Origin of the sequence: Variovorax sp. LG9.2, assembly GCF_035018885.1 — a bacterium.
Classification (GTDB): domain Bacteria; phylum Pseudomonadota; class Gammaproteobacteria; order Burkholderiales; family Burkholderiaceae_C; genus Variovorax.
The window spans coordinates 91,419-104,449 of record NZ_JASJXB010000010.1 but is presented as its reverse complement, the minus strand read 5'-3'; the positions used below and the strand labels follow the sequence as shown (position 1 = coordinate 104,449).

13 protein-coding genes are annotated in these 13,031 nt (G+C 65.2%); 3 read left to right on the top strand and 10 right to left on the bottom strand.

The features are described from left to right. Nucleotides 1-115: 115 nt before the first annotated feature. Both QN413_RS12845 and QN413_RS12840 read right to left on the bottom strand, forming a co-directional pair. A complete protein-coding gene (locus tag QN413_RS12845) occupies nucleotides 116-943 on the bottom strand; it encodes a universal stress protein (RefSeq protein WP_323496986.1) in 828 nt (275 codons plus the stop codon). A 45-nt stretch (nucleotides 944-988) separates the two neighbouring features. Beyond that, nucleotides 989-1,699 (bottom strand): sulfite exporter TauE/SafE family protein, encoded by a 711-nt coding sequence (locus QN413_RS12840; protein WP_323496985.1) that lies wholly within the window; start codon nucleotides 1,697-1,699, stop codon nucleotides 989-991. Between the two features lie 216 nt (nucleotides 1,700-1,915). Here QN413_RS12840 and fnr point away from each other — a divergent pair, with 216 nt between their 5' ends. Then, nucleotides 1,916-2,629 (top strand): fumarate/nitrate reduction transcriptional regulator Fnr, encoded by a 714-nt coding sequence (gene fnr, locus QN413_RS12835; RefSeq protein WP_323496984.1) that lies wholly within the window; start codon nucleotides 1,916-1,918, stop codon nucleotides 2,627-2,629. Nucleotides 2,630-2,633: 4 nt separating this feature from the next. Here the strand turns inward: fnr and QN413_RS12830 are convergent, their stop codons facing one another. From QN413_RS12830 to QN413_RS12795, 8 genes are all read right to left on the bottom strand, one after another. Beyond that, the gene (locus tag QN413_RS12830; RefSeq protein ID WP_323496983.1) at nucleotides 2,634-2,936 is read right to left on the bottom strand and encodes a FixH family protein; all 303 of its coding nucleotides are present in this window, start codon (nucleotides 2,934-2,936) and stop codon (nucleotides 2,634-2,636) included. An 18-nt stretch (nucleotides 2,937-2,954) separates the two neighbouring features. After that, entirely contained in the window at nucleotides 2,955-4,385 is a 1,431-nt protein-coding gene (gene ccoG, locus QN413_RS12825; protein WP_323496982.1) for a cytochrome c oxidase accessory protein CcoG, read from the bottom strand. After that, a complete protein-coding gene (gene ccoP / locus QN413_RS12820; protein ID WP_323496981.1) occupies nucleotides 4,382-5,308 on the bottom strand; it encodes a cytochrome-c oxidase, cbb3-type subunit III in 927 nt (308 codons plus the stop codon). The genes ccoG and ccoP overlap by 4 nt, the downstream gene beginning before the upstream one ends. A gap of 10 nt (nucleotides 5,309-5,318) precedes the next feature. Next, on the bottom strand, nucleotides 5,319-5,456 hold the full coding sequence (locus QN413_RS12815; protein WP_323496980.1) for a cbb3-type cytochrome c oxidase subunit 3: 138 nt from the start codon (nucleotides 5,454-5,456) through the stop codon (nucleotides 5,319-5,321). A gap of 11 nt (nucleotides 5,457-5,467) precedes the next feature. After that, nucleotides 5,468-6,109, bottom strand: a complete 642-nt coding sequence (gene ccoO / locus QN413_RS12810; RefSeq protein WP_323496979.1) for a cytochrome-c oxidase, cbb3-type subunit II — start codon at nucleotides 6,107-6,109, stop codon at nucleotides 5,468-5,470. 18 nt (nucleotides 6,110-6,127) lie between these two features. Next, entirely contained in the window at nucleotides 6,128-7,567 is a 1,440-nt protein-coding gene (ccoN, locus tag QN413_RS12805) for a cytochrome-c oxidase, cbb3-type subunit I (protein ID WP_323496978.1), read from the bottom strand. A gap of 67 nt (nucleotides 7,568-7,634) precedes the next feature. Then, nucleotides 7,635-7,772 (bottom strand): cbb3-type cytochrome oxidase assembly protein CcoS, encoded by a 138-nt coding sequence (gene ccoS / locus QN413_RS12800; RefSeq protein ID WP_323496977.1) that lies wholly within the window; start codon nucleotides 7,770-7,772, stop codon nucleotides 7,635-7,637. Next, nucleotides 7,772-10,126 carry a heavy metal translocating P-type ATPase gene (locus QN413_RS12795; protein WP_416352176.1) on the bottom strand — a complete coding sequence of 785 codons (2,355 nt, stop codon included), beginning with the start codon at nucleotides 10,124-10,126 and terminating at the stop codon, nucleotides 7,772-7,774. The genes ccoS and QN413_RS12795 overlap by 1 nt, the downstream gene beginning before the upstream one ends. A gap of 161 nt (nucleotides 10,127-10,287) precedes the next feature. Here QN413_RS12795 and hemN point away from each other — a divergent pair, with 161 nt between their 5' ends. Together hemN and QN413_RS12785 are read left to right on the top strand one after the other, a co-directional pair. After that, complete coding sequence (gene hemN / locus QN413_RS12790; RefSeq protein WP_323496976.1) at nucleotides 10,288-11,706, top strand: oxygen-independent coproporphyrinogen III oxidase; 1,419 nt, start codon at nucleotides 10,288-10,290, stop codon at nucleotides 11,704-11,706. Nucleotides 11,707-11,814: 108 nt separating this feature from the next. Continuing rightward, the gene (locus QN413_RS12785; RefSeq protein WP_323497041.1) at nucleotides 11,815-13,008 is read left to right on the top strand and encodes an NAD(P)H-dependent flavin oxidoreductase; all 1,194 of its coding nucleotides are present in this window, start codon (nucleotides 11,815-11,817) and stop codon (nucleotides 13,006-13,008) included. The last annotated feature ends 23 nt before the right edge of the window (nucleotides 13,009-13,031 follow it).

Sequence of the window (13,031 nt, the reverse complement as noted above, 5' to 3'; positions counted from 1 at the left end):
TCGCAGTCTGCTGCGTGCCGCGTTGCAGGGCTTGATGCAGATCAAGGCTCGGCGACCTTGGCCGAGCAAATGTCAAGAAGCCTCATGTGCGTTGACGCTGCTCTGGCTCAACCCCTCAATGCGACATGAGCACAGGCAACGTCATGGATTGCAGAATCGTCCGCGTGACGCCACCGAGCACCCACTCGCGTGCGCGGCTGTGTCCGTAGCAGCCCATCACCAGCAGATCGGCACCGACATCCGCGGCCAGCGACAGCAGCTGCGCACCGGCGTCGCCTTCACCTTGCACGCCGGCCTGCATCGTCGCGGTCACGCCATGCGAATTCAGATAGTCCTGCAGCGAGCGTAGTTGCGACTCTGCCTCGTCGCCGTAGCAGACCGCATGCACGCGCGCCGCGCCTTGCAGCCAGGGCAGCGCGGCAGACACCGCACGGGCAGCTTCGCGAGTCTCTTTCCATGCCACCAGCACCGTGCGCCCGACCGGGTCGACCGACCCTGTCGTGATGTAAGGCAACACCAGCGCGGGCCGGCCGCTTTCGACCAGCACGGTGGACACGAACTCGGCAGGCAGCTCGCCGTCGTAAGCGTTGTCACCATCGCGCTGACCGAGTATCAAAAGGTCGGCATAGAGCGCGCGGCGGCCGAAGCCCCAGGGCGCATCGCTCATCGGCTCGGCCCAATGCATGTGCGGCGAGTCGCCACCGGCAGCCATGAAGGTGGCGTACGCCTTGTCGCGCGATTGCTTGTCGAGCGCCAGCATGATTGCCATGGCTTCGGCCGCACCTTCGAGGGCGGAGGGGTAGCGCACCAGCGCAGAGAGCGTGCACGGCATGCCGGTGACCTGGGCGCCGAAGGTCTCTGCCAGCTTGCGTGCAAGCTCGACGCGCGTGGCGGTGCGGGCTGAACTGTCGAGGTGAACCAGAATCGATTTAGGGGTTGTCATTGCAAATTCCTGAGTTGTCGAGGTACGAAAGAGACACCACGTATTTCAGCGGCACCACACATCGATCTGGTGGGCAAGATCGATCCAGACCGCCTGCACGGAGATGACCAGCAAGGCGACGCCGGCGAGCCGGGTTCCCCATTGCTGGCGCCATGCGCCCAAGCCGATGGCAAAGCGGTGCCACAGCCAGGGCGCGACGAGCAACGACGCACCGCTGCCGGCCGCGAACAGCACCATGATGAAAGCGCCCTGCAGCGGACCGTTGGCCAGGCTCGCCAGCATGAGCGCGGAATACAGCAGGCCGCACGGCATGGCGACCCATGCAAGACCGGTCGCGAACACGCTGGCGGCAGAGCCCGTCAAGGCGCGCAATCGCTCTGCGAGGAGACGGCCGACCCGTTGCGACCACAGCGGCTGACGCCCGGTCACGGCCAGCACCGCGCCCCAGGCCATCACGACCACGTGGAACAGCATCCAAAGGCCGCGAAGCGCGGAGACATTCACGCTGGCCCATGTCAGGCTTTGCACGGTGGCAGCGGCCAGTGCGCCTGCTGCCGCATAGCCCGCCATCCGGCCAGCTTGGAGCAGCAACGGCGCCATCGGCAAAGCAGCGGGCGTGATCGCGATGACGCCATGGCCGGGTCGAACTCCCACCCCACGCACGACACCCGCGCACGCCGCACCGCACATGGCCACGCAATGCGGACCACCCGCCAGTCCCATCAACAGCGCGGATGCGGCCAGTGCGGTTTGCATGATCAATAGCGCTGCCGAAAGAGCGTGAGCAGCGATGGTCGGCGACAGCGGTTCATGGTGCTGCGACTTTGCGTTCGATCATTCGAACGCCACTTGATCTGCATCAACGCGGACACAAAAGCCGAACGGAGAATCGAGCGGAGCAGCGCGGCGCTTTCGCTTGCTTTGCCACGCTGCACATTTCACCGCACCACCTGCCGCAAAGAGACAGCCGCCATGACACCTCAAACCATCAAAGTCGCATGCTCCAACTGCAACCTGCGCGAACTGTGCATGCCGGTCGGCCTCAACCCGGAAGAGCTTGCGCGCATCGACGACCTGGTGGCGACGCGTCGCAAGGTGAAGCGCCGCGAAACCCTCTTTCGCAATGGCGAGCGGTTCACCTCGCTCTATGCGATTCGGACTGGCGTGTTCAAGACTCGCGTGGCATCGGAAGACGGTCGCGATCAGGTCACGGGCTTCCAGATGGCCGGCGAGATCATCGGACTCGATGGCATCGTGAACGACCATCACACCTGCGACGCGGTGGCACTCGAAGACGCCGAGGTCTGCGTGATGCCGTTCGACCGCATCGAGGAGCTGTCGCGCGAGGTCACTTCACTGCAGCGCCATGTGCACCAGATCATGAGCCGCGAGATCGTGCGCGAGCACGGCGTGATGCTGCTGCTGGGCAGCATGCGTGCCGACGAGCGGTTGGCCGCCTTTCTGCTCAACCTCGTGGAACGCCTGCACGCGCGCGGCTTCTCGAAGTCCGAGCTGATGCTGCGCATGACGCGCGAAGAAATCGGCAGTTACCTCGGGCTCAAGCTGGAGACGGTGAGCCGCACCTTGTCCAAGTTCGTGGACGACCGCATCGTCGAAGTCGACATGCGGAATGTTCGGATCCTCGACGCCGATGCTTTGCGCAGGATGATCAACCCGACGGTGTGAGGCGCTAGCGCGGCGGCGGCGACGGCATGTCCTGCACCGGCGTCGTGGTGTGGTTGCGGCCCTTTTCGGCCGGCACCAGCGCCTTGTCGGCCACCGGCCCAGCCGACTTGCCCGCCAGCGTCCGATTGATCTCCAGGCCCTTCTGGTAGTAGTTTTCTTCGACCACCGGGTCTGCCGTGCTGATCGCGATCCAGGCCGACGTCAGGCTGCCGACCACCACCACGGCGGGCAGGCCCAGCACGAGCCAGACCAGCGGGAATTTCCACCACGGTCCGGAACCTTTGGAAGCAGGAGGAAGCGCGCTCATTTTCAAGTCTCCAGTCGGTTATCGGGGAATGAGGAACACGGCCTTTTCAGAGACCTGCGAGGCACCGTCGGCGGACCGCACGTTGAAGAAAACGGTGTGCGATCCGGGTGGTGCATCTTCTGCAGGCACTTGCAGCCGCACCGCCACCCAGCGCGACTCGGCCGGCCCGACATCGACCGCCTGGCTGGGCGTCGCCACGGCAAGACCCTTCAGTCCGCTGGCAGCGATGCGGTAACGCTGCGAGCGCTCGGTCGCGTTCATGATCTGCAGCCGATAGACGTTCTCGAGCCTGCCGCCATCGGCGATACGTGCAAGCGAGGTACGGTCGCGCACCACGTCGACCTTGAGCGGCACGCGCACCACCAGGCTCGCGAGCAAGCCAACGCCCAAGGCCAACAGCACGGCGCCATAGATCAGCACGCGCGGGCGAAAAACACGCCGCAGCACCTGCACCGCGCTCCAGCCACCGGCCAGCCCGTTTTGCGTGGCGTAGCGGATCAACCCGTGCGGCTGCGCCATGCGGTCCATCACCGTGTTGCAGGCGTCGACGCACAGGCCGCAGCCGATGCACTCGTACTGCAGACCCTCGCGGATGTCGATACCGGTCGGGCACACCTGCACGCACAGGCCGCAATCGATGCAGTCGCCCAGGCCCTGGGTGCGTGCGTCCTGTGCCCTGGCGTGCACGCCACGCGGTTCACCACGCGGCAAGTCGTAGCTGACGATCAGCGTGTCCTTGTCGAACATCGCGCTCTGAAAGCGTGCATACGGGCACATGTACTTGCAGACCTGCTCGCGCATGAAGCCGGCGTTACCGTAGGTGGCCAGACCGTAGAAGAAGACCCAGAAGACTTCCCACGAACCCATGCGCGTCTGCAGGAACTCCATGCCCAGCTCGCGGATGGGCGTGAAGTAGCCGACGAAGGTAAAGCCCGTCCACATCGCGATGCCGAGCCAGATGAAATGCTTGAACCACTTCTTGACCAGCTTCTCGGCCGAGAACGATTCGCCGTCGAGCCGCATGCGGGCGATGCGGCTGCCCTCGATCCGTTGCTCGATCCACATGAACATCTCGGTGTAGACCGTCTGCGGGCACGCGTACCCGCACCAGAGCCGCCCGGCCACCGCGGTGAACAAAAACAACGACAGCGCCGACAGCACCAGCAGCCCCGACAGGTAGATCAGGTCTTGCGGATACAACACCAGCCCGAAGACGTAAAAGCGCCGCGCGACCAGATCGAACAGCAGGGTCTGGCGGTCGCCCCACTGCAACCAGGGCGTGGCGTAGAAAAACAGCTGGGTGACGAACACCATCGCCCAGCGCCAGCGCGCGAACTTGCCGCGCACGCTGCGCGGATAGATCTTCTTGGTCGCTTCATAGAGCCCGCCGGCCTCCTCCGCCACGGGCACGATCGGAATGATCTTGCGGGCTGGGGCAGGTACGGTCATGGCAGTACGACAGGCAATGCAACGGCCTTGTTCGACAGCCCCCACACGTACGAGGCCACCACCTTGATCTGCGCTTCGGTCAGGCGACCTTCCTGGCCGGGCATGACGTTGTGTTTGCCGCCGTTGATCATCGCGACGATGGCGTTCTCGCCGAAGCCGTGCAGCCATATCTCGTCGTTCAGGCGCGGTGCCCCGATGCCCTGGTTGCCGACGCCACCGATGCCGTGACAGGCCGCACAGGCGGTGAACTTCGACTTGCCCAGCCCGGCGCGCACCGAGTCGGTCGAGCGACCCGACAGGCTGAGCACGTACTGCGCGACGTTCTTGACGTCGTCCGGCGTGCCGACCGCGGCCGCCATGGGCGGCATCTCGCCGATGCGGCCTTTGGTGACGGTTTCGATGATCTTGTCCGGCGTGCCGCCATGCAGCCAGTCGACGTCCGTCAGATTCGGGAAGCCCTTGCTGCCGCGTGCATCGGACCCGTGGCACTGCGAGCAGTTGTTCATGAAGAGCCGCTCGCCGATGGCCATCGCCTTGGGGTCGCCGGCAATCCGCTCGACCGGCATCGTCTGGAATGCCGCATAAACGGGAACGAGATCCTTGTCGGCCTGGGCAACCTCGGCCTCGTACTGGCCAACGGCACTCCATCCGAGCTTGCCGTTGAAGCTGCCCAGCCCCGGAAAAAAGGCCAGATAGACGAAGGCAAAGATGATCGTGATGACGAACAGCCCGACCCACCACATCGGCAACGGATTGTTGGCCTCGCGCAGGTCTTCGTCCCAGACGTGGCCGGTGGTGTTGTCGTCGGTCGGCGCGATGCGCCCGCGTGCCGTGACCCACAGCAGCAGACCGCAAGCCACGATGCTGACGACGGCCGAGACGGCGACATAGTTGGCCCAGAAGCTACTGATGAAATCGTTCATGGCGTGTCTTTCAGTCCTGCTCGAAAGGCAGCTGTGCGGCCTCTTCGAAGCGGCGTGTGTTGCGGCTCGAATAGGTCCACACGACGATGCCAATGAAGAGTACGAAGCAGGCGACGGTCGCAAAAACGCGCAGGGTGGTGATGTCCATGGTGTGCTCCTTTACTTGAGCGCGAGGCCCAGTGACTGGAGGTAGGCGATGGTCGCCTCGAGCTCCGTCTTGCCCTGGGTGTCTGCGGTGGCCGATGCGATTTCCGCGTCGGTGTAGGGCACGCCGACACGGCGCAAGGCGCGCATGTGAGCGGGCATCGCCTCCGCATCGACCTGGTTGGTTGCGAGCCACGAATAGGCCGGCATGTTCGACTCCGGCACCAGGTCGCGCGGGTTGTTCAGATGAATGCGATGCCACTCGTCGCTGTACTTGCCGCCCACGCGGTGCAGGTCGGGCCCGGTGCGCTTGCTGCCCCACTGAAACGGATGGTCGTAGACGAACTCGCCTGCGACAGAGTAGTGCCCGTAGCGCAGCGTCTCGGAGCGAAAGGGTCGGATCATCTGCGAGTGGCAGTTGTAGCAACCCTCGCGCTGGTAGATGTCGCGGCCGGCCAGTTGCAGCGCGGTGTACGGCTTCAGCCCGACGATCGGCTCCGTCGTCGACTTCTGAAAGAAGAGCGGCACGATCTCGACCAGCCCGCCGATGGCGATGGTGACCAGGATCAGCACGATCATCAGCAGGTTGTTGGTCTCCACCTTTTCATGGGTGAAGCCGGTTTTGAGGGCGGGCCGGAGGGTGGGTTTGGAAGACATGATTTTTCTTTGTGTGCTTCACGCATGGGCCAGGGCAATTGGCGGAATCGCAACGCGAACCGAGCGGCCCGATCCCACCGTCATCCAGACGTTCCAGGCCATCACCAACATGCCGCTCAGGTACAACAGCCCGCCGATGAGGCGCACCACGTAGAAGGGATAGGTCGCCTTGACGCTCTCGACGAAGGTGTATGTCAGCGTGCCGTCGGCGTTGATGGCGCGCCACATCAGGCCCTGCATCACGCCGGCGATCCACATGGCGGCGATGTAGAGCACCACGCCGATGGTGGCGGTCCAGAAGTGCACCTCGATGGCATTGACGCTGTACATCGTCGTGCGGCCGTACATCCGGGGGATCAGGTAGTAGAGCGAGCCCATCGAGATGAAGCCGACCCAGCCGAGCGCACCCGAGTGCACGTGGGCGATGCCCCAATCGGTGTAGTGGCTGAGCGCGTTGACGCTCTTGATGGACATCATCGGACCTTCGAAAGTCGCCATGCCGTAGAACGACAGCGCCACGATGAGGAAGCGCAAGATCGGGTCGTCGCGCAACTTGTGCCATGCACCCGACAGCGTCATCACGCCATTGATCATTCCGCCCCAGCTCGGCGCCAGCAGGATGAGCGAGAAGACCATGCCGAGCGACTGCGTCCAGTCGGGCAACGCGGTGTAGTGCAGGTGGTGCGGGCCGGCCCACATGTAGGTGAAGATCAGCGCCCAGAAGTGCACGATCGACAGGCGGTACGAGTACACCGGGCGCTCGGCCTGCTTGGGGATGTAGTAATACATCATTCCGAGGAATCCGGCGGTCAGGAAGAAGCCGACCGCGTTGTGGCCGTACCACCACTGCACCATTGCATCCTGCACGCCGGCGTAGACCGAATAGCTCTTCATCCAGCCCGCCGGCATCGACGCGCCGTTGACGATGTGCAGCAGCGCGACCGCGATGATGAAGGCACCGTAGAACCAGTTGGCCACGTAGATGTGGCGCACCTTGCGGCGGCCGATGGTGCCGAAGAAGACGATGGCATACGCGACCCAGATGACCGCGATGGCGATCGTGATCGGCCATTCGAGTTCCGCGTATTCCTTGCCGCGCGTGAAGCCCATCGGCAGGCTGATTGCGGCCGAGACGATCACCGCCTGCCAGCCCCAGAAGACGAACGACGCGAGCTTCGGTGCGAAGAGGCGAACCTGACAAGTGCGCTGCACCACATGAAAGCTGGTCGCCATCAAGGCGCAGCCGCCAAAGGCGAAGATCACCGCGTTGGTGTGCAGCGGTCGCAGGCGGCCGTAGCTGAGCCATGGCACGCCGAGGTTCATTTCGGGCCATGCGAGCTGCGACGCGATGATCACGCCGACCAGCATGCCGACCACGCCCCAGACCACTGACATCAAGGCGAACTGGCGGATGACCGTATCGGAGTAGGTCACCTCCGGGGTGTGGGTTGCTTGCATTCGGACTGCCTCGTTCATTGGACTGACCGAGTGTTCCCAAGTGCAGCCGCAAGCACGTTGATGCAGATCAATCGTCGCGAAGAATCCGCTGCCCTTCGCGCTCCACGTCGTCGAATTGACCACTGTCGACGGCCCACCAAAGGCCGAAGAGGATGACCAGTGCGAGCACCACCGAAAACGGGATGAGCAGGAAAAGGATGTCCATTAGCGGCTGACTCCAGGTGCTGTCGCAGGACGTGCGGCAAGACGTCCGTCAGGCCTTGCGGCAAGGCGCGAAGCATTGCCGACCACCACCAGCGAGCTGACCGCCATGCCGACGCCCGCCAGCCAGGCCGGCATGAAACCGACCAGCGCCAGCGGCACGCACAGCGCGTTGTAGCCAGCGGCCCACCACAGGTTCTGCCGCACCACGCGCATCGTGCGACGCGCCTGGGCGATGGCATCGGGAATCGACTGCAAGGCGCCGCCCATGACGATGAAGTCGGCCCGCGCCTGCGCGAGCGGTACCGCCCTGCCAAAGGCGAAGGAGGCATCGGCGCGGACCAGCACCGGACCATCGTTGAGGCCGTCCCCCACCATGGCCACGCGGTGACCTCGGCCCTGCAAGATACGCAGCACGTCGAGCTTGTCTTCAGGCCGGCAGTCGCCCTGCGCCGTCTGGATGCCGGCACGCTCCGCCAGGCTGCGAACCGCGGTGGCGCGGTCGCCGGAGAGCAGCTGCACCGCGATGCCCTGAGCCTCCAGCGTAGCGATGGCGCCGATCGCATCGCTTCGCAAGTTTTCGGCCAGAACGAAGCTGGCGAGCCAGCCTTCGTCGTCGCTCAGATGGACCTGGGCGCTATCGACATGCAAGGCAGCGACGTTGCAAAAAACGGCCGAGCCGAAGCGCACGGAGCGCGTGGGTTGACCGTGACCGTCGGTGCGACGCATGCGCGCTTCGAGCCCTTGCCCGCCGTGCTCGTGGAGTTGCACGATGTCCCAAGCCGGCGCCATGCGAAAGCGCTCTTGCCAGGCCGCCACCAGCGCGCGCGAAGCCGGGTGCAGCGACTGCATGCCGAGCGCCGCCGCGGTCTCCACCGCGTCGCCCGGCTGCAGGCCTCGCCGGCAATAGACGCGGTCGAGCCGCGGCGTGTCGTCTGTCAGCGTGCCGGTCTTGTCGAAGATGACCGTGTCGACGGTGGCGAGCGCTTCGAGCGCCTGGAGCCGGCTCGACAGCACGCCGCCGCGCGCCAGTGAACCCGCACTCGCGAGCATGGCGGCCGGCGTCGCCAGCGACAGCGCGCAGGGGCAGGTGACGATGAGCACCGCGACCGCGGCCATCAGCGCCTTGCCATGGTCGACGGGCCACCAGAAAACCAGCGCACCGGCGGCAGCCGCCAGCACCAGCAGCAGAAAGGGTCGGGCGATCCGGTCGGCGAGCCTGGACAGTCGCGGCTTGTCTACCGAAGCGCTTTCCATCAAGGCGACGATCTGCGCAAAGCGCGTGCTCGACCCCAGCGCGTCGATACGCACCTGAACCGGTGCATCCAGGTTGTGGCTGCCCGCCAGAACCTGCGCACCGCTGGCGCGCGGCATCGGTCGCGACTCGCCGGTCAGCAGTGCTTCATCGACCGATGTGTCGCCCGCCAGCACGATGCCATCGCCGGGAAACGCCTCGCCGGGCAGCACCCGCACGACGTCGCCGACTGCCAGCCGGCGCACCGCGATGCGCACGAAATCGCCGTGGGCATCGCGCCGCTCGATGCTGTCCGGCAGCCGGTTCATCAGTGCCTCCAGCGCACCTGCGGTGCGGTCGCGCAAGCGGGCCTCGAGCCAGCGGCCGGTCAACAGAAAGAAGACGAACATGGTGAACGAGTCGAAGTAGACCTCGTGCCCGAGCGGACCGGTGGCATCGAAGGTGGCCGCCGTGCTCACCGCAAAGGTGATCAGCATGCCGAGCGCCACCGGCAGGTCCATGCCGACACGTCGCGAGCGCAGGTCTTGCCATGCGTTGGCGAAGAACGGGCTGCAGGAAAAGAGCAGCACGGGCAGCGACAGTACCCAGGAGGCCCAGCGCAAAAGCTGCATCGAATCCGGTGCGATGTCGCCGGCTTTTGCGATGTAGCCGGGGTAGGCGTACATCATCACTTGCATCATGCAAAACCCCGCGACCAGCCAGCGCCAGAGCGCTTTTCGGGCACTGCGTGCACGCTCGCCACGCGCAGCGATGTCGCCGGCCGGCACCAGCGGATAGCCGGCTGCTGCGGAGGCCTCGAACCAGTGCGATGGCAGCACGCTCGCAGGCGACCAGACGATGCGCGCGCGTCCGGTCGCGGCGTTGACCTGCACCTCGTGCACGCCGCTCACGCGCGACAACGCCGACTCGACCGCGAACGCACACGCTGCGCAGTGCATGCCCTGCACCACCACGCGCGACTCCCACAGTGCGCCGTCGAGCGACTGGCCGAACGCGGGCCATTCGGCTGGGTCGTCCAGCACCGACAAGTCGCTTGCGTCCGCGTTCATTCGGGCCATGGCGACAGCGGCGCCCATCGGGCCCGAAGGGAGTACAGCTTGCATGCGACGAGGCTAGCGCCGTGTGCCGATCGACCTGTTGATCTGCATCAAGGCGTGGCGTCACGGAGGCGAAGCTTGACGAGGGTCAAGATTTTCCCGAGGCGACCGAGGCACATTGAAAGTCCCGCCTCCTTTCGCGCCTTGCAACCTCAAGCCCTTCCGCAATGACTTCCATCGCCCTGGCACCGGACCTTCAAACTTCAGCGCACAGCGTCTCGGCCGAGATGCTGGCGCGCTTCGACATTGCCGGCCCGCGCTACACCTCGTACCCGACGGCCGACCGTTTCGTCGAAGCTTTCGGTGCCGATGACTACGGCGCGGCTGCAAGACAGCGACGTCTGGGCGCAAGCGCACGCAGTCCCATTTCGCTCTATGTGCACATTCCTTTTTGCGCATCGCTCTGCTACTACTGCGCCTGCAACAAGATCGTCACGCGCCACGCATCGCGCGGTCGCGAATACCTGCGTTACCTAAGCAAGGAAATCGATTTGCATGTGGCGCGGCTCGGCCCCGGAACGCCTGTAAGCCAGCTGCATCTGGGCGGCGGCACGCCGACGTTTCTGAGCGACGAAGACCTGGCCGATCTCATGCGGATGCTGCGCGAGGCGTTCTCTTTTTCGGCATCCGGCGAGTACGCGATCGAGATCGACCCGCGCACCGTCGACGCCGGCCGACTTGCCCACCTGGCGCGCCTGGGCTTCAACCGGCTGAGCTTCGGCGTGCAGGATTTCGATCCGGCCGTGCAGCAGGCGGTGCATCGGATTCAGCCCGCGAAACAGGTGTTCGACCTCGTCGCAGCGGCACGGCAGCTTTCGTTCCAGTCGATCAATGTCGACTTGATCTATGGGCTACCGCGGCAGAGCGTGGCCTCGTTCGACCGCACGCTGGCGCAGGTGTGCGAGTTGCAACCCGACCGCATTGCGCTCTATGCCTACGCACATCTGCCCGATCGATTCAAGCCACAGCGCCGCATCGCGACGAGCGACCTGCCGTACGCCGCGGTCAAGATCGACATGCTCTCGCGCTCAATCGCCGCACTCACCGAAGCGGGCTACGTCTACATCGGCATGGACCACTTCGCGCGCCCTGACGATGCGCTGGCCGTAGCCAAGCGCCAAGGTCGGCTGCACCGCAACTTTCAGGGCTACAGCACGCAGCCCGACTGCGACCTCATCGCGCTGGGCGTCTCCGCCATCGGACATGTGGGCGGCACCTACAGCCAGAACGCGAAGACGCTGGAGGAGTACTACGACCACCTCGACCAGGGCCGACTGCCAGTCGTGCGAGGCCTCGGACTGTCGCGCGACGACGTGCTGCGGCGCGCGGTGATCATGGCGATCATGTGCCAGGGTCATGTCGACTTCGAGTCGATCGGCATTGCGCATCTCATCAATTTTCCGAACCACTTCGCCACGGAGCTGGCCGCTCTCGGACAGCTCGCGGCCGACGGGCTGGTGCAGGTCACCGACCACGATCTGACCGTGACCGACAAGGGCTGGTTCTTCGTGCGCGCGGTGGCCATGGTGTTCGACCGCTACCTGCAAACTGACCGCAAGCGCGCGCGGTTCTCCCGGATCATCTGACGACGACCGGGCACCTTTGAAAAGACGATGACCCCATTTCTGGAAACAACGCCGGTAGTCCGGCCCGATGTGCCCGCTTCAGAATCCGGTGCGACGTGCAGCGCCGACATGCTCGCCAGCCTTGCCGCCGCCTCGGGCCTGCGCAATTGGCACTTGAAGGGCCGCGAATACATCCCGGTCGTGCAGGGCGGCATGGGTGTCGGCGTGTCCGCTGGCGGCCTTGCAGGCACCGTGGCCGGGCTGGGCGGCATGGGCACGATCTCGTCCGTCGACCTGCGCCGCCTGCATCCCGACCTGATGGCGCGCACGGTCGACCGGGAAGCCGAGGTCGATGCGGGCACGTGCATCGACGCCGCCAACCTGGAAGCGCTGGGCCGCGAGATCGCCAAGGCACGCACGATTTCCGGCGGTCGCGGCCTCATCGCGGTGAACGTGATGAAGGCACTGACCTCCTACGAGGCCCTGCTTCGGCATGCGATGGCCTGTGGCGTCGATGCCCTCGTGGTGGGCGCCGGCCTGCCGCTCGACCTGCCGGAGATCGCACGCGAGTATCCCGACGTCGCGCTGATCCCGATTCTTTCCGACGCGCGCGGCGTTCAACTCGTGGTGCGCAAGTGGGAGAAGAAAGGCCGCTTGCCCGATGCCATCGTGATCGAGCATCCGCGTCTGGCGGGCGGCCACCTCGGCGCCGCGAAGATCGCCGACCTGACGGATCCGCGCTTCGACTTCGAGGTGGTGCTGCCGCAGGTGCTGGCGTTTCTCAAGAGCGCCGGCATCGAAGGCCGCATTCCGTTGATCGTCGCGGGCGGCATCGGCAGCCTGGAAGACATCCGTCGCCTGCAGGGCCTGGGCGCTTCAGCGGTGCAGCTGGGCACCGCCTTCGCCGTGACCACCGAGTGCGACGCGAACATCGCATTCAAGCGCGTACTGGCCGATGCAGGGCCCGAAGACATCGTGGAGTTCATCAGCACGGCCGGGCTGCCCGCGCGCGCGGTGCGGACGCCGTGGCTGGAGAAGTACCTGCGTCTGGAGCCGCGGCTCAAAGACAAGGCGCACAAGAAGGAGCATTGCACGATGCGCTTCGATTGCCTGGCGCATTGCGGCCTGCGTGACGGCACCGCGACATGGGGCCAGTTCTGCATCGACAAGACGCTGGGCCACGCGTTGGAGGGGCATACCGATCAAGGCTTGTTCTTCAGAGGCGCGGGGCGCTTGCCGTTCGGGGGCGAGATCCGGCCTGTCGGGGAACTCATGCGGTGGCTGTTGGGGGGCATCCGGCCGACCGTGCCGACGGTTCGCTGACAGGCCAGGATGCAGCGGTGCCA

Bases quoted from the DNA above. Each gene is read 5' to 3' on its own strand.
- QN413_RS12845 (WP_323496986.1), bottom strand. From the start codon at position 943: ATGACAACCCCTAAATCGATTCTGGTTCACCTCGACAGTTCAGCCCGC.
- QN413_RS12840 (WP_323496985.1), bottom strand. From the start codon at position 1,699: ATGCAAACCGCACTGGCCGCATCCGCGCTGTTGATGGGACTGGCGGGT.
- fnr (WP_323496984.1), top strand. From the start codon at position 1,916: ATGACACCTCAAACCATCAAAGTCGCATGCTCCAACTGCAACCTGCGC.
- QN413_RS12830 (WP_323496983.1), bottom strand. From the start codon at position 2,936: ATGAGCGCGCTTCCTCCTGCTTCCAAAGGTTCCGGACCGTGGTGGAAA.
- ccoG (WP_323496982.1), bottom strand. From the start codon at position 4,385: ATGACCGTACCTGCCCCAGCCCGCAAGATCATTCCGATCGTGCCCGTG.
- ccoP (WP_323496981.1), bottom strand. From the start codon at position 5,308: ATGAACGATTTCATCAGTAGCTTCTGGGCCAACTATGTCGCCGTCTCG.
- QN413_RS12815 (WP_323496980.1), bottom strand. From the start codon at position 5,456: ATGGACATCACCACCCTGCGCGTTTTTGCGACCGTCGCCTGCTTCGTA.
- ccoO (WP_323496979.1), bottom strand. From the start codon at position 6,109: ATGTCTTCCAAACCCACCCTCCGGCCCGCCCTCAAAACCGGCTTCACC.
- ccoN (WP_323496978.1), bottom strand. From the start codon at position 7,567: ATGCAAGCAACCCACACCCCGGAGGTGACCTACTCCGATACGGTCATC.
- ccoS (WP_323496977.1), bottom strand. From the start codon at position 7,772: ATGGACATCCTTTTCCTGCTCATCCCGTTTTCGGTGGTGCTCGCACTG.
- QN413_RS12795 (WP_416352176.1), bottom strand. From the start codon at position 10,126: ATGCAAGCTGTACTCCCTTCGGGCCCGATGGGCGCCGCTGTCGCCATG.
- hemN (WP_323496976.1), top strand. From the start codon at position 10,288: ATGACTTCCATCGCCCTGGCACCGGACCTTCAAACTTCAGCGCACAGC.
- QN413_RS12785 (WP_323497041.1), top strand. From the start codon at position 11,815: ATGCTCGCCAGCCTTGCCGCCGCCTCGGGCCTGCGCAATTGGCACTTG.